The organism is Desulfitobacterium elongatum (assembly GCF_055378975.1).
On sequence record NZ_AP038772.1, the window covers coordinates 3,394,107 to 3,410,374 of the forward strand.

Sequence of the window (16,268 nt, forward strand, 5' to 3'; positions counted from 1 at the left end):
ATATTGAATACCTTATTGTTGTTCTTTTTCTGAGGTTAAATATTCTTAGAGTGGGGAGTTCCCTTTCATGGTTCATAAAAAGAATAGACCTTCCCCCTGGCGGGAAGGTTATTTTCTACGGACTTAGTTGGGATCTTCCTGAATTAAATAAAACATATTACTGCTCTTTCCTCCATTTTCTCTCCACCGGTGTTCCTTTCGAATACGTCCGCTCTTTTCAAGGTCGGACAACGCCCGCTTAACGGTGCTGCGGGACAGCTTCAGCTCCCTGGCGATGGTACCAATTGCTGGGTAGCATTTGCCGTCCCTATCACAACGGTCGCCCTGAAAAGGGATGGAAGAGTTGAGAGTCGAGATATTAAATAAAAATTAACTCGTAACTCGACATTAAGCAAGATAATCACTATCGTGTACTCTAGAGTAACAGTTATTCCGCAGCTTTGAATCCCTTACATTTATTCATGTATAAAATGGTTACAGGTAAAAAGATTATACAAAAAGAATTTTGCTACAGGGGCGAAAATCAGATCTTCTCGATCGCATTCAGGAACTTCTCGAGCTCCTTCTCTTCCATGTGGAAGCCGTGCTTATCCTCGGGATATCCGCCGGTACGGACATCGTTGGCCCAGGCGCTGTATGCGCCAGCGGCCCACTTAAAGAAGTCACCATAGACCTTCGCATGAGAGGCCAGAGAGGGCATCATGTTGAAGGTGTCGAAGTCGACCATCTCGCAACCGTCGGCGGCGCCGCCTGCGGCGATGGAGATCACGGGCACGCGCAGCTTCTTGGCGATGGCGTTGGTGACTTCGATCGGAGTCAGCTCGATGGTCATGGCCATCATGCCGTTCTCCTGATACTCATAAGCCATACGGAAGACCTTCATGGCGTCCTCAGCTGTCTGACCCAGACGCTTGTAGCCGCCATGTCTGCTTGTCTGCCAGCCGGACAGCGCGCCCACGTGACCGAAGACCACGAGATGGTTATCAGCCATATACTTTAGAGTCTCATTGTTGACGCCCATGGGGAGCAGGGAGTCGGCGCCTTCGTACATGTACTGGGAGCCATACTCCAAAGCTTTTTCCTTGGAGGCGAAGGTCGGGGTCTGCATAACGAAGTTGATGTGGATAAGCTTCGCGGCGTTACGGACGGTGCGGATCCACCATGGTGCATTTGCGATCGACATTACCATATTCTCGGCGGGAACAGTCAGGCGGCAGATGTCGCAACCGGCCATCTCAGCGGCCATAGTAAAAAACTGGTCTCTGTTGGCAGGGCACATCTGGACGATGGGGATGCCCTCGTCCTTGCGCTTCTGCAGATAGGCGATGGACTTGCGGCCTTTCACCATCTTGGACGACTTAACATTTTTGTCCTCCGATTTGATCTCAATTTCATTCTTTTCTTCTGTCATTATTGTATCTCCTTTCAATTAATAAAATGTTTACCAATATCGTCTCAACGATAGGTCAACCATAAATAGAATACACAAAACTTCTGAAAGCAAAATTCACAGATCTATGTAGTTTTTGTGGGTCATCCTCGGCACACAGGCGGCAGCAGCGTCCCTTATTTGATTACAGCGTTGGCATAGACAAAGTCGATTGCCTTCCTTACCAGCAAATCATCTTTCAGCGATTCCAGATCCTCGCCGAGAAAATCCTTCACCACCTCGATCTGCATTTGCTGCCGAACAGATATGGCCTTCGCCTCTTCCTCCAGATCTTCTTTGGTTACTTCAAAGTTCTCTGCTTCAATGATTCCCTTGAGCACCAGTCTGGTCTTCACCAGCTTGAAGGCTTCTTCTCTGAACTCTTCCATACGATCGGCCATATCATCCTGCATGAAGTCGAAATACCCGCCGGACACCATGCTCTCGTATTTCGTCTTATGTTTCAGCTCCATGACCATCATTGTGACTTCATTGTCGACCAAATCCTGCGGAACCTCGATGTCATTGGCTTCCAGGACCTTATCGATGATCGCGTCCTTCATCTGCATTTCTGCGTTTTTGGCGGACGGCGCGTTTTTAACTCGCTCCACTTCAACGCCCTTGTAGTTCTTCACTGCTATCATCGGCATCTGTGCTTTTTCTCCTTCTATTAGAAGTCCATTCTATATTTAACCGACTGGTCATGCCTGCATATCCGCCGCTAGAGCACCCGAATAGGCCCAGGCTCCTCCCCATCGGGAACGGGGGTAGTTTAAATTAACCGAGGCAGATACCGCCGTCGATTTTCAGCGTGCCTGCATTCATGAATGCAGATTCATCACTTGCAAGATATACTGCGCCGCCTGTGATGTGCTTAGGATCAGCTGCAACATATCTTTCTGTGACCCATTCTCCAGCCAGAATCCAGTCACGAGAGCTTTTGTTGTAGCCGCTACCACGATGGATTGCGGCACCTTTGTTGGCCATGGCCTTCGCACCCCACGCAGGATCGCTGCTGATCGCGGTCATAAAGGGACCGGGCTGAATGGTGTTAACGCGGATTCCGTTACGGCCATATTCGAATGCCATGCACTGTGCCAGGGACTCAGAACCGCCCTTGGAGGCTATGTATGCAACACCGGCAGTGTTGCCTTCTACTGCGCCGTTGGAGGTGACCAATATCATACTTGCCCTGATTTCGTTAGGAAGGAAATACTTCAGGCAAGCACGGGAAATCCTCATTGAAGCGGTCAAATTGATTGCAATAACATTGTCCCAGTCTTCGTCCGTCACTTCTTCAGCAGTGGCGAAATAGTCCATACAGCCAGCGAAGTGTGTCAGTACGTTGAGGGAGCCGAAAGCTTTAACAGCTGCCTCCACAGCTTTGTCGCAGTCTTCATTGCTTGTAATATTGCCAGTAAAGGTTACTAGGTTTGCCGCAAGGCCCATTTCCTCAACTTCCTTCTGCAGAGCGCCCAGACGGTCGCCTTTATTGTCCATTGCAACAACTTTACAGTTTTCACGAAGATATTCCAGAGCAGTTGCTTTGCCCATGCCGGCTCCGGCACCGGTAACTATAGCGATTTTCCCATTCAATCTGTTAGCCATAGTAAGCACTTCCTTTCAATATCATAAATAATTTACATCGCGCTCTTGAGCGAATTTGAGGAACTGGCAAAAGCAGGGACTGAACGGCCAGCGCTTCTTCAACAACGACCTGCTTTCTATCAACAAAAGCTAGAAATGACAATTAATCAGCCCTTATCGCCCCAGGGGAGCTGAAGCCTTATCAGCTGACGGGTGATTGTGAAGAGCGACTGAGAAATGGGATCGTTCAGCACGTCGCAAGCCTTTGTACGAGGCATGATCGGGTCGTAGATGACGGCGCGCATATTGAATAGCTCCTTCAGCTCGGGGTTCTCGTCGACGAAAGTGTCCCAGGAGACCTTGGCAAAGTAGGAACTGCTGAGCTGACCAACCAGCATATGAGTCGAAGAATCGCCTAAATTCGACAGAGAAGGATTGGTACCAGCCGTCTCAAGCAGATGAGCCGTTTTGAAGCCTTCAAATTTTCTAAACTTTTTCAGTACTTCTATTGTAAAGAACTCGTCAGGTTTCCTGTCACCCTTGGACTCTAACTTCACGAGCAGGACGGACTTGTCACCCTCGTAGTCGGCAAAATCGGCGAAGTCGTCAACCATGACGCCCGGCTTCCAGAAATTCTCGCAGAAGTTGCCGAAAGCGGATGACACCGGCATCTTGTGAGGATCGCGACCCCAGGCGTAGCACACGCTCGTCCACGCTTCGAGGTCAAAAAGCTCATAAACTGCAATTACACTGAAATCCAGATATGCATCTTTCGGTTGGAACTTGCTCTGTTTGAAACGCTGAACAGCAATGGAACCGTCCATCAACATGCAAGTAAGGACATGCTCCGCGGTATACCAGTTATTCATTTCATCTGCGCGGCATTCACTTATGGGGTTGGACATGCATAATGTAATGGCATTCATAATATCCTCCTTTTATACAATGTGCCAACATCTATATTCCTTTGATTAATATGTAAGTTGAAGTTGTCATTAAACTATTCTTTGACATCTTATGCTGTACCTCGTATCAAACTGGTTCAATAGGAAGAAAACATACGAGGTACAGCATTTATGCTATGCCTATAAGTGTTTAGCCTTTTGTTTCTGAAGGACCTACCAGCTTCTTCAGCGGCAGGCTCGTGAAGAAGGCAACGACAGCTGCACCCAATGCAATATATAAGGACGTTGTCATGCCGTCCATAACACCGGCAACTCCGATAACCATTGTGTAAATCGAAATAGCTATTGTCGAACCAAAGCCGGAGCCGAGCGAAACGACGGCATTACCTAACTGACGCTTTTCAGGAGCAATCTGAACCTGCGGTCCGACTGCGGGAACAACGCCTCCACCGGAGCTGGAGAAACCAAGCACCAGCATAAACGCGAAGACAAGATAAATTGAAGTCGTGGGTTTGAGGAAAATAATGAAAGCAGCGGTTACGACAATTCTGATGGCTGTTGTAAAAAGTGCAACGAAGCGGGCGTTGCCGGCTTTACCGATCATACGGCCGAAGATCGGGCCCATGAACAGTCCGACAACCGACATGCAAGTAATGATGAGCCCAGCCATTGCGGGGGGCTGCTTCATGACGTAAGACGCGTAAAGGGGCAGGAAGAAGAAGAGCGCCATTACTGAGAAGTTAGACAAGAAGTTGAAAGCTGTGAGGGAAAGCGTATTCCCATCATTAAGAACTGTAGAGGGGATGATGGCATTGGCTCCTTTTTTGACGACGACAATAATCAGAGCAATCAGCGCAACCACCGCAATTACTACCAAGATGTTGTTAAGAGTTCCGCCAAACGGTGCAAGCTTGCCAAGCGAAAGAGCAAGAACAAATGTGGCAAGGAAGACGACGACTGCAAGCGCGCCGGGGAAGTCAAACGAAGCTGATGTAGAAACCATTTGTTTTGTTTCTTCTTTCGAGACTTTAACACCAAAGAAGACCAAGATGCCGGCGATCAGGAATAACGGCCCAATCACGAAGAATGGGACACGCCAGCCAGCCGCCTGCACCAGACCGCCGACCAAGGGGCCGCCAATGAGCATGCCAATACTCTGCATCGTGCCTGCGAGGCCGAGGAAGACGCCGGCCTGCTTCGGGTCATACATATCACGGATAGTGGAATAACCGAGGACATAGATCGCGGGGCTGTATAAGCCCAGGAAAACGGAGGGGATGACGATAGTCCACATGCTACCAGCTAAACCACGAGAAAAGATGATGACACCGGCGAGGAGGAAGGATGCAGCGCCAAGCACGCGTTTTGAGGAAGGACTCTTAGCGGCGATAAAACCGTACAGAGGCATCCCGGCGATAGACAAACAGCTAGCGAGTGTCGTTGCCAGAGGATAATAATCCAACCCTCCGATTTCTTTTGCAGCGACTGGGAGCAGTATGGAGCTACTGGAGGAAATGAAAATCGACGTGATCATCGCGATGTAAACGCCGATCACCGTCATCATTTTCTTTCCACTTGACGCAGTTTGGAATGGATTCATTAAAAAAACTCCCTTTCTAATACTTTTCTCCTGTTAAGGAATGGAAGTCTAATATTTCTGAATGAACAATCTTGCTCCGCCATCAGTAACAAAACCAGCGCCATGCATAAAGTCGCTTATTCCTATTGTTTCATCATATAAACAACTCGCGCAACATCATCCGGATCTGTCACGGGTGCTCTCGGGCTCGTTTTCGATATTTCTTTAATCTCCGTAGTAGTTTCCGTATGTATTGCTCCGATGAACTTTACTTTGGCCTCTCCCACCACGTTATAAATCTGATTTTAGATCTTGGTTTTTGGTGCAATGATTATATTGGGTGCGCTTGCTTCTGCCATCTAATTTGCCCCTTTCATATTGGTATTTTTTGGTGATCAATTTGAGATAATTTAATTATAAAATTCTTCTGACTAATGTTCTATACATAGAACTATGTAATCTGGGGTAGTGGAAGGCATATCCTTTTTTAGCTAAAATTAGGCAAATAGGAGCCTAAATCTCAAATATTTGAGACTTACAATAAAAGCCTGCAAAATAGACACAGAGGCTATATATGCAATTTATTCCGAACCCAGCTGGCGGTTAAGAAAATACCATGTTTGCCACTGTATATTGTTAAAAACCATGTGATTATTTTAGCTTGGGTCGCAAAATGTTTTTGAATCTTCTCAATCTTTTGTTATAATTAGAATTACAGAATCATCCAACTCACTTTGCAATAATTGTTGATTTTCGAATAATGGTTTAATTCTTTTGTAAATAAGGAGGGATTAACTTCCATGATTCAATTAAATCAATTGCAATGGTTGAAAATTCATGATTTCTTACTTGATATAGAGAATTCCCGGGAACCCAAGGAATTTTGCATGCAGGTGATGGATAAGATCTATGCGCTAATGCCATATGATAAAGCTCGTATCTATATCATCAACAACAATGGACAAATAAGTAATGAGATTTTATTTGGAGTGGAACAAAGATGGAGTGAGAAATATCTCTCATATTATTCCAAAATAGAAAACAGTCGATATTCGATTTTTACCAACCGTAAATGTTCCAATCCGGATATCCACGGTTCTGTAACTGATTGGGCTAACCACAAGATTGATGAATTTGTTACTTGTTATATCAAACCCCAGGAAATAAAACACAGCTTAGGTTTTACGCTTTACGGCGACACTTTCGGGAAAGGTATTTTTTGTTTTGACCGTACCAGTTGTACCAGCTTTCAAGATAAAGAGATAGGAATGATTAGTATAGTCCACCCTCATATACAGAACCTTCTCAGAAATTCATTTGTTTCTGTAGTAACGAACACTTCTTATAAAAAAAATCCAGAAGTTAAAATTCCTCTTACTAAGAGAGAACATGAAATAGCTGAATTACTATACAATGGAGTAAATCCGAATAACATAAGCAACAAATTATTCATAAGCCTGTCAACTACATACAGGCATATTGCCAATATTCATACGAAGCTTAATGTAGCTAACCGTCAAGAATTAATCATCGCATTATTTGGTTATTTTCAAAACAATACAAACTTTAATCGAAATAATTTTCTATGAATCCCGGGCTCAACCATAGAAAATGTTCCGCGTGAAGTAACCAATGCTGTCGCCAAGAAACTGCGTGCTCCCGTTATTGGAGTTGCAGCCGGCGGCGGTGACGCTGATGGTTCTGAATTAATTCATTATGACCTTTTTGACATGATGCCGCCGGACAAAGCGGGAAGTCACGTCAAGGTATACGCAGAACTGATTAAATTCTGCGTTGGCGCATATAAAGCTTTCGCCGATGACGTGCGAAGTGGCGGATACCCTGAAGAGAAGATGGCCTATCCTATGAATGAGGCAGAACTCGACAAATTCATGAACGCTTTGGAACAAAAGTATTGATTAACATTCTCATTTGATAAAGACTTTTTTACACTTTAAATTGCCTCATGCTTACTGCATGAGGCAATTCTCATAATATCCATGTTGCCATCGTCATTTGTAAGGCCTTATACCATCTCCATCAGGCAAATCGTTTCTGTATGCCTGAACATATAGCAAGCTTTAGAACCCGTTCCAAGGCATAATCCTACCCTCACGACTAACTATTAGCGGCCTGATTCGCTAAGTGTCATCCCTTTTGTTTCCGGAGCCCAGGCAATACTTATTAAAAGGCCGACCAAAGAAACCCCTGCGCCTAGCATCATTAAGGTTCCAACAGGATGGGACATCATATAAGCAGGCATCAAATAGTTTCCAACAGCAGCGCCAAGTCGGCTGGCGCCTGTTCCAAAGCCTACCGCTGAAGCTCGTATTTCAGTGGGGAATAGTTCGTTTGGATATAATACTTGAAGTATACCGGAGAGACCATTAGTAATTGCATAAGCCAGGAACATTATCATTATTATGATGGGTCCACCGCTGTTTGGAAGGATTCCAAGCGCGAACAATGCCGCCGTAGATACCACAAAGGAGAAAATCATCAATGGCCGGCGACCTATCAATTTACATAACCATATCGCAAAAACAGTACTTAAAAAAAACATCGTACTGATTACGATATCGACTTTGATAGCCTCCTCCCCGCTCCCGCTGATACCCAAGGCAGCTAAAACTATCGGAGCAAAAGTGAAGAAACAATAAAAGGGTATGCTTTGAACGCCCCAGGTAATCGCAATAAATAATGTTCTTTTTAGATATTGGCGAGAGAATATTTTCCCATATCTGGTTGGTACTACTTTTTCTTGCATATTGAATTCAACATCAGCACCATACAATTGTTTTACAACAGCACGGGCTTCATTGATATGGCCTTTATTCATCAACCAACGAGGAGATTCAGGACTTCCCCTTCGTCCCAGATAAAGTATAGCAGCAAAAATTGCTCCACTTCCCAACATCATCCTCCAATTATCACCCAAAAGATAACCCATACAGTCCGCAGCAACAGCACCCAACATCCAAACCGATGTTACAACTCCTATAGTGGTAGATCTGATTTTTCTAGGTGAAAATTCAATGACTAAACTGGTTGCAATTGGATAGTCAGCTCCAATCACAATTCCGATCAGTAACCTGCCGATGAACAGTTGCGTTGGTGTAACCGCAAACGCCTGAAATAAGGACAGGATTATTATAGCTATGAGATTATAGACAAACATCTTCTGACGGCCATATTTATCAGTTATGTATCCGCCTAAAATACCACCAAAAAACATTCCAATAAGAGCCGCTGCTCCGAGCGCCCCCATCCAATAAGCATCCATTCGAAGTTCTTTAGTTATACTGGCCAGAGCTAAGCCAATGATCGTCATGAGATAGCCATCCAGAAAATAACCACCACTGGAAAATGCAATCATCTTTTTTAAATAAGGGGTTAATGAAAAATCGTCAAATAACATTTTGTCAGAATATCTCCTACTTGATTTTTAAGCTTTGTAGGGCTTGGGCAAACCACCGGCCGGACGGGTGGTTTGCCCATACAAACATACTATTCTACGACTTTTTTAGACTTAGGTGTGAGATCTCTTAGTACGTTTTTTGGATCAAGCGGATCTAAGACAACATCGTCGGTAAGCATGGTCGTACAAGTACGGCCTACCTTTCCGTTAATTTTTGCCAAACAGCCCTGGCATTGGCCAATCCGGCAGGACGCGTAAAACGTCAGGGTGTGATCTAAATTATCGCCAATGTACCTAAGCGCATTATATACGCTATACCCAATCTGCGTCTCGACCTGGAAGGTATCATAATGAGGTTCTAGGTCAGTTGCAGGATCAAATCTGAACACTTTTACATTAACAATTTTCTTTTCATCAGACATATATTAGGCCTCCTCTTTTGGCGGGGTTAGGGACGTGATTATGACCGGTGCAAATGAGCTGGCTATTTTTCCGTTCAGATTTTCGATGATGATATTTTTGTTGATCAAGTACTTGTTATCCGGCAGCGGGAAATCTTTTCTGTTGTGCACGCCACGGCTTTCTCTACGTAGCAGTGCGCTGGTGGCAACAATCTCGGCCAACGTAATCAGGCTTTCAACCTGCAATGCTTCGACCCACTCTCTGTTGTATACCTTATTTTTGGTCATGCATCCAATAAGAGGAAGTTGTTTCTTGAATTCATCGAGTTCTGTAAGTGCTGATATCAGGGAGTCTTCAGTACGAATAACGCACATTTTGTCCCAGGCAAGTTTCTGGATCGCTTTCTTGATTTCGAAAGTGTTTGTCCCCTTCCGTTCAATTGGGGCCATTACGCGGTTGCGAAGTTGAGTTATTTCTTCCCTGGGGAAGTCCTCAAAGGTAGTTCCTTTAACAAAGTCAACAGCACTTTCTGCAGCAATTATACCTTGGACAAAAACCTGTGTGAGGGCATTACCACTCAGACGGTTCCCTCCGTTGGTTCCACCAGTGACCTCACCGGCGGCAAAGAGGCCCGGTACAGAAGTTACGCATTTTTCATCCACCCTGACTCCACCACAGAAGAAATGGCTGGCAACGCCTACCTCAATGGCCCTGCCCTTTTTCATTTCATCTACCAGTTCCTTAAAACTGAAGCCCATGAAGGTGAAATCGTCTGAAACCATGTGTCCTTTTGCTTTCGGCCAGTTATCAACCAGATTATCGGGAAGATGTTTGATGGAATAGTAAACGCCGCCGGCAGGGGAGCCATTCCCTTCGAAGACCTCGTTCATAATACCGCGGGCCAGAACATCACGCGTTACGTGCTCTTTATTCACAGGATCTACTTTTTCCATAAAACGATGGCCAAACTTATCAAACATTCTCACATCCAAACCACCGGCATCAGGTCCGAAGCAATACGGGAAAGAGTGACCTGCCATAGCAGGAGGCTCCATTAAAGTGCCTCCCATAAACTGTATCATTTCCGCGTCTATGAATTCCGCTCCTGCCCGAAACGCCATAGCATGGCCATCACCTGTAAGCTCGTCCGGCGCTGTGGAATACGGATACAGTTGCATACCGCCGCCGGTGGCCAGGATTACAGCTTTGGCGCCGATCTCGACAAATTCACCTGTTGAGAGGTCAAGACCTACAACCCCGACCACTTTTCCATCCTTTTTTACCAGATCTGTGGCCATGAAGTGTTCATAGACGGGGATGCCGGCCTTTTTGACCTGGTTGGCCAAAACACGCATGATTTCCATGCCGCTGGTCATGACGCCTCTTGGATAGGTATGACCTGCTACATGGATTGGGTCTCGATCGAACCTCATACCCCAATCCATAAATTCCTTAACGATCCCCGGGATGCGTTCCACGTGGTTTTCAACAATTTTCTGATTGCTGAGATAGCGTCCTCCGCTGACCGTGTCCTTAAAGAACTGTTCTTTGCTGTCCCTGATGTCTCCATTGAGTCCCAGTACTTCCTTGATGCTTCTCGAATCCACGTCGATATCCGCTCCGGCCGTAACCGTAGCGCCGCATTTACCAATCATGCCTTTGGTAACAATCAAGGGTTCTAACCCCAAGCGTTTGACTTCCAATGCGGCACGGGCGCCTGCGCCCTCGCTTCCAATAATGATGATGTCTGCTTTGAGCATATTATCCCTCCTTTTTTGTGTGCCCATGGAAGTTATGCCCCCCAATGGGCATGTGTAATTCTCCTATTGCAATTGACGTGCCAGATTTTTAGTCAGGTTCAAAATTCACAGATATACCAGAACATTAAGATAATTATGGCCCATAATTCTTGATAAATTTAACGTGATCCAGATGTTTTTTAATAAAAGTGCCTAATATTAGGCACTTTCCCACGCTAGTAACGCATTCTATCTGATCTAAGCTGCCGAATTTTAGGCAGCTTATTGATATAATTTTCACAAAATTTTGCTTAGATTGATAATTGTATCCAATAAATCAATGTGCCCATTATTAGGCACTTCTCCCTCTAAGTGTTGGTTAAACCCTGCCGAATCCCTTTGTCTGGAGTCATGATATAACTGAAATGCTTGGTTTTAACCGCTTATCAAGCAGCAATGTTTCAAAGCGAGAATGGCATACATCTTGCATTTATTAAAGGCAGATGCTTGTTTGCCTGAGCTCCTTGTTCAGAATCCGGGAAGGAGGTTTGACGAACTTATAACTTAATAGACAGAAACACCCCATATTTAGTGTGAGAGGGAGGATTCAAAGGAGGGATAAAGAAACTCATGGCCGGCTGTCTGAATACAAATAAGGAGTTGATCTAATGGTCGAAAAGGTAGTTCGTAAACCCAGCGTATTTGAGGCTTACCTGCCAATCGTATTTATGCTCGTCGTTATCTGTGGCGGAAGTGTTATATTGAAGATGGATGTTAATATTATGCTTGTTTTCTCCATTGCGTTTGCTATGTTTATGTGCTGGCGCTGCAATATAAGCATCAAGGCCATGATTGAGGCTATGAATCGCAAAATCGGATCCATGGGCGTTTTTATTCTTATTTTAATGGGTATTGGCTTTTTAATCGGCAGTCTCATGGTTTCCGGCACTATACCTGTTTTGGTTTCCTGGTTGAGCAACCTGGTTGTTCCGAAATTAGCGCTGCTGTTATGTTTAGTCCTGCCAGCTATTCTGGCCTTCGCCATCGGTTCCAGTTTCGCCGCCTTGGGTACGCTGGGTCTCGTTATGTTCAGTATGGCCACAGTGCAGGGTATGAATCCGGCGATAGCGGCCGCAGCCGTCGTTTGCGGCGCTAATATGGGGCAATATATATCTCCCGTGGCGGACTTGCCAAACTTAACCGCCTCAGCCAACAATACTGACATTTATAAGTTTATGAAGGATTTCTCGCTTCCCTTTGGCATTGCCTTTGTTATTTCCGCCATTTTTTATTTTATTATGGGAAGCGGCTCAGCAGCCACGGGTGGTTTGGACGATGTTAATACCTTGGTCGCCAGCATAAGGGATAATTTCAACACCAATCCGGTGGTGATTCTGCCTATCGTTCTGGCCATCATATTGTCAATCAAGAAAGTTAATACCTTATTCATCTTATATGGCTCCGGCATCTTGGCCCTCATTCTCGGGGTCGTGGTGCAGGGTTTCCCCGTTGCCAAAGTGATCAACACAGCATACAGCGGGTTCTCTACTGCTGTCCTGATGCCCGATGTGAATTTCCCCCCCGTTATCAGTACACTTTTGAACCGCGGCGGCATTGTCACTATGATCGGAGCTTGTACTTTCCTGGTGTTGATCCTGGCCTGCGTAGCCCTGTTTGAGGAAATGGGCGTATTCGAAGTGGTGAAGGAGACTGCCTTCAAGGGGGCTAAAAGTGCCGGACCTCTCGCGGTGGTAACAACTATATTTGGGATATTTTTCGGTCTGGTTACCTGCGAACCGTATAGTGTTGTTATCGTAACTTCGGACGTGGCACGCGATCCTTACGTCAAAGCGGGCTATAACCCGAGAATGATCGGCCCGATTGCTATGGCCTGTGCGCAGCTAACCGGCTATCTTACTCCCTGGTCTGTGTTGGCCATGTTTATTTACAGCGTCTTAGGCGTGAGCGCATTGGAATTTGCCCCTTATGCCCTATTATTTACCCTTTTACCTATCATTATCATAGTCTTAAGCTTCCTGAGCATCGGGAATCTCAAGCTGGTTCCTGAGAGCGCCAAACAAGACATCACTGCTTAGAAAGACTGTATCATATCATTCAACTACTGTAATGAAATATATAACTTAGGCTGTACAGAATGCGGCGCTTTGTGATGCGGGGTAAACCAAGCATCGTAAAGCGCCTGTATTATAATTAACCGGGAAAGGTGTCGTCAGAGCTTGGACTTTACAGATTATTGATATTTAAGCGATGCATCCTATACTGAAGATTGGAACGGCTGATACCAAGAGACTTAGCAGAGTGAGAAATATTCCAGTCATTCTTAATTAAGGTACGTATGATTATATCTTTTTCAATACTGTCAAGTGTTTCTCTGAGTGTAACGTTAGGATTTACCATATGTGGTATTGACTCATATTCCTCCCCGCATAATTTACTTAAGTGTTGTGGGAGATAGTATGAGGATAAATCCTCGCCAGTCTCCAGCATAACTAAGGCACTCTCAATGGTGTGTTGGAGTTCACGTACGTTGCCGGGCCACGTATATTGGTTAAGAGCTTCTATAAAATCAGGGAGGATTTTAATTGGAGGTAAGCCGTATTCCGATGTACATTTCTGTACGAAGTATTTTGCTAATAATACTATGTCGCCTTCTCGTTCACGCAAAGGCGGGATATTAATGGTGATGGTCGAAATACGATAGTAGAGGTCTTCTCTTAACTTGTTTTCTTTGATGCATTCGTGTGCAGGCTTATTCATAGATGTGATGACTCTGCAATTAGTAGGGGTTTCGGTCTTGGCGCCTAATTTGCGAAATGATTTTTCTTGCAGAACGCGTAATATTTTGGCTTGCAGGTTAATGGGCATTGAATTTAATTCATCAAGAAAAAGGGTGCCATCTTTTGCTTGCTCAAATAGACCGGTAATATTTTCGGCACCGGTAAATGCCCCTTTTGTTGAACCAAATAAAATGCTTTCTAAAAGAGAATCCGGAATAGCAGCACAGTTTATGGCGACGAAAGGGCCATCTTTGTGAGGACTTGCATTGTGAATACTCTGGGCGAATAATTCCTTGCCGGTTCCCGTTTCACCGAAAATTAGGACAGGAAGTAAATTAAAGCTGGCTTTTTTGGTTTGGTCTATAGCTGCTTTAACAGCCGAACTACTACCGATAATATCTTCAAAAGAGAAAGATGTATTGTTTTGGTTCTTATTATGTTGTTTGAAAAAATGGTTTTGAAGCTCTATAGTCTTGCTTATCAATCTACTAATACTATCAGGCCATCTTATTACAGCAATTGCCGCTATAGTTTTACCATCTTTTTTGATAGGGTAAGAGCAGCCGAGGATAACGCATTTTTTGCCCTGTTTGGTCGTATAGGTCATTGTACTATCCAAGACAGCTTTACCGGTTTTTAAGGTTTCTAGAATAGCACTGTTCTCATGATCCGGGTATACATCCTTAAAATTCTTACCTAAAACCATACTCTTTGGCATATTATCGTAAATTGCAGCGGGTGTATTAAACAAAATAATTTTTTCATTTTCATCAATGACCATGATCCCTTGATCAGTTATAGAGTCCAAGTATGATTTATAAATAAATAGTTCGTTCTTGTCATTTAGGTATTCAGTTTGATCCTGAATACAGAAAAGTTTATTTGTTTTATCTGATAGAATGCTATCAAATTGTTGAACAGATATAGCCTTGTCATTAATAACTAATGTTGAGGGTTCTTTTCCTTTTATTAATGAAAGCAATTCGGTGATATTATCATTATTTAATATAGAAGTATTTAATAAATGTGCTGCAGCGGAATTAATGAATAATGGAATATTGTTGTTATCGGCGATAATGATGCCGCAAGGAACAAGATCTGCAAGGGTCTGCCATTCGTTTTCTTTTGCCTTCCCCATAATGTATGCTCCTTCCAAATAGTATGGTTAAAATGACCTTACCCCATATTTTATACCTAATAAACTGTTCTTCGGAAAATCTTATTTTCCTGTTTTCCTCCCGGACGATTTAATTATGTCATCCAGACTGACTTATCTGTTGGAACAATTTAAGGGGAGATGGTCATAAAAAGGAGTATAAAAAAAAGCACCCTTGAGATCATGGGCGCCCATAGGAACCTTGTACGTTAATGAAACAGCGTTCCCCAAATCGACAACAGAGTTGACAGAGGGCATTCCTTTTTTCTTGGCTATACGGGTCAACAAAGCTTCTATGGAACACATATATTTATCGGGGTTTATATTAAATTTCTTGAAAAGCGCCACAATAGCAATTTATTTCTTCGCATGCTTAACGGATTTGTTTTCGAAATAAGCTTCGCAGAAATTGATGCTTTTGCAGCAGCATTTCAATTTCAGGTATCTCCTGTGTATTATCAATACCTGATGCCTTAACGACTGCAAAACAAACACCTTTCAATGTTTGAAAACCGATGGTTCAACAATAAAATTCAAAATAAGTTTCCCCTTGGATTTTATAATATTGCTTTTATGATAAACCAAGCAATCGGTACAAATAATGCGGGCAGCATATTCAGCGCATTGCAATCCTTGATTTTCAAAATCGAAAGCCCGGAGCTCAAAATCAGGAATCCGCCGATCAGTGAGATTTCATTGAGTAATTCAGCAGTCAGAAAAGATGATAGATATCCTGAAAAAAGATAGATACTGCCTTGCCATAAAAACAATACTGCCGCAGAAAAAGCAATTCCAATGCCATACACAGACGCTAAAACCAGTGACGTAACGAAATCCAACGTCGCATTGGTATACAAATAAGTGTGGTTGCCATGAAGTGCGCTTTCCATAGGCCCTAAGATAGATAACGTTCCGAAGCAAAATAGCAATATGGCGGTAGAGAGTCCTTGGCCCAAATTCCCTTTGGAGAAACGCTTTGTGAGCCTCTCAAATCGGTCATTCAAATTTATAATAGAGCCAGCCAAACTGCCAATTGCTAAACTGATGATAAACAATACGGGAAAAGTGCTTTTAGGCATGCTTTGGACAATCGCGTTTATTCCCAGGCCACATGCAGCAAGTCCCATAGCGTTATACAATGTGTTTTGATATTTTTCCCCGATGCCCTTTTTAATGCTTCCACCAATCATACTGCCGATTAGAATTGCAAGAGTATTTACAATAGTACCTATCACAACATAACCCCCTTCATCAT

14 protein-coding genes and 1 pseudogene are annotated in these 16,268 nt (G+C 44.0%); 3 read left to right on the top strand and 12 right to left on the bottom strand.

The annotated features are described in order from the left end of the window. Positions 1-123: 123 nt before the first annotated feature. The 6 genes and pseudogenes from ACZ42W_RS16035 to ACZ42W_RS16060 form a co-directional block, all read right to left on the bottom strand. Positions 124-321: pseudogene (locus tag ACZ42W_RS16035) on the bottom strand (helix-turn-helix transcriptional regulator); the annotation flags it as partial. Between the two features lie 202 nt (positions 322-523). After that, entirely contained in the window at positions 524-1,411 is an 888-nt protein-coding gene (locus tag ACZ42W_RS16040; RefSeq protein WP_464166283.1) for a 3-methyl-2-oxobutanoate hydroxymethyltransferase, read from the bottom strand. Between the two features lie 155 nt (positions 1,412-1,566). Further along, a complete protein-coding gene (locus ACZ42W_RS16045; RefSeq protein ID WP_464166284.1) occupies positions 1,567-2,079 on the bottom strand; it encodes a hypothetical protein in 513 nt (170 codons plus the stop codon). Positions 2,080-2,206: 127 nt separating this feature from the next. Then, positions 2,207-3,037: an SDR family NAD(P)-dependent oxidoreductase gene (locus tag ACZ42W_RS16050; RefSeq protein ID WP_464166285.1), complete on the bottom strand. Its 831-nt coding sequence runs from the start codon at positions 3,035-3,037 to the stop codon at positions 2,207-2,209. A 146-nt stretch (positions 3,038-3,183) separates the two neighbouring features. Next, on the bottom strand, positions 3,184-3,942 hold the full coding sequence (locus ACZ42W_RS16055; RefSeq protein ID WP_464166286.1) for a hypothetical protein: 759 nt from the start codon (positions 3,940-3,942) through the stop codon (positions 3,184-3,186). A 169-nt stretch (positions 3,943-4,111) separates the two neighbouring features. Then, on the bottom strand, positions 4,112-5,521 hold the full coding sequence (locus ACZ42W_RS16060) for an MFS transporter (protein ID WP_464166287.1): 1,410 nt from the start codon (positions 5,519-5,521) through the stop codon (positions 4,112-4,114). A gap of 779 nt (positions 5,522-6,300) precedes the next feature. On the opposite strand from ACZ42W_RS16060, the gene ACZ42W_RS16065 reads away from it, so the two are divergent. Together ACZ42W_RS16065 and ACZ42W_RS16070 are read left to right on the top strand one after the other, a co-directional pair. Next, positions 6,301-7,089, top strand: coding sequence for a LuxR C-terminal-related transcriptional regulator (locus ACZ42W_RS16065; protein WP_464166288.1), 789 nt, complete (start codon positions 6,301-6,303; stop codon positions 7,087-7,089). 75 nt (positions 7,090-7,164) lie between these two features. Further along, entirely contained in the window at positions 7,165-7,419 is a 255-nt protein-coding gene (locus ACZ42W_RS16070; protein WP_464171042.1) for a 3-methyl-2-oxobutanoate hydroxymethyltransferase, read from the top strand. A gap of 206 nt (positions 7,420-7,625) precedes the next feature. On the opposite strand, the gene ACZ42W_RS16075 is transcribed toward ACZ42W_RS16070, so the two are convergent. From ACZ42W_RS16075 to ACZ42W_RS16085, 3 genes are all read right to left on the bottom strand, one after another. After that, positions 7,626-8,918 carry an MFS transporter gene (locus ACZ42W_RS16075; RefSeq protein WP_464166289.1) on the bottom strand — a complete coding sequence of 431 codons (1,293 nt, stop codon included), beginning with the start codon at positions 8,916-8,918 and terminating at the stop codon, positions 7,626-7,628. 89 nt (positions 8,919-9,007) lie between these two features. Beyond that, on the bottom strand, positions 9,008-9,340 hold the full coding sequence (locus ACZ42W_RS16080; RefSeq protein ID WP_464166290.1) for a 2Fe-2S iron-sulfur cluster-binding protein: 333 nt from the start codon (positions 9,338-9,340) through the stop codon (positions 9,008-9,010). A gap of 3 nt (positions 9,341-9,343) precedes the next feature. Beyond that, a complete protein-coding gene (locus ACZ42W_RS16085; RefSeq protein WP_464166291.1) occupies positions 9,344-11,080 on the bottom strand; it encodes an FAD-dependent oxidoreductase in 1,737 nt (578 codons plus the stop codon). 647 nt (positions 11,081-11,727) lie between these two features. Here ACZ42W_RS16085 and ACZ42W_RS16090 point away from each other — a divergent pair. Then, complete coding sequence (locus tag ACZ42W_RS16090) at positions 11,728-13,155, top strand: Na+/H+ antiporter NhaC family protein (protein WP_464166292.1); 1,428 nt, start codon at positions 11,728-11,730, stop codon at positions 13,153-13,155. A gap of 148 nt (positions 13,156-13,303) precedes the next feature. Here the strand turns inward: ACZ42W_RS16090 and ACZ42W_RS16095 are convergent, their stop codons facing one another. The 3 genes from ACZ42W_RS16095 to ACZ42W_RS16105 all read right to left on the bottom strand — a co-directional run bounded on the left by ACZ42W_RS16095 (position 13,304) and on the right by ACZ42W_RS16105 (position 16,248). Beyond that, positions 13,304-14,995 carry a sigma-54 interaction domain-containing protein gene (locus tag ACZ42W_RS16095; protein ID WP_464166293.1) on the bottom strand — a complete coding sequence of 564 codons (1,692 nt, stop codon included), beginning with the start codon at positions 14,993-14,995 and terminating at the stop codon, positions 13,304-13,306. Positions 14,996-15,127: 132 nt separating this feature from the next. After that, entirely contained in the window at positions 15,128-15,319 is a 192-nt protein-coding gene (locus tag ACZ42W_RS16100) for a phenylalanine--tRNA ligase beta subunit-related protein (RefSeq protein ID WP_464171044.1), read from the bottom strand. Between the two features lie 251 nt (positions 15,320-15,570). Next, positions 15,571-16,248 carry a DUF554 domain-containing protein gene (locus tag ACZ42W_RS16105; protein WP_464166294.1) on the bottom strand — a complete coding sequence of 226 codons (678 nt, stop codon included), beginning with the start codon at positions 16,246-16,248 and terminating at the stop codon, positions 15,571-15,573. Between the last annotated feature and the right edge of the window lie 20 nt (positions 16,249-16,268).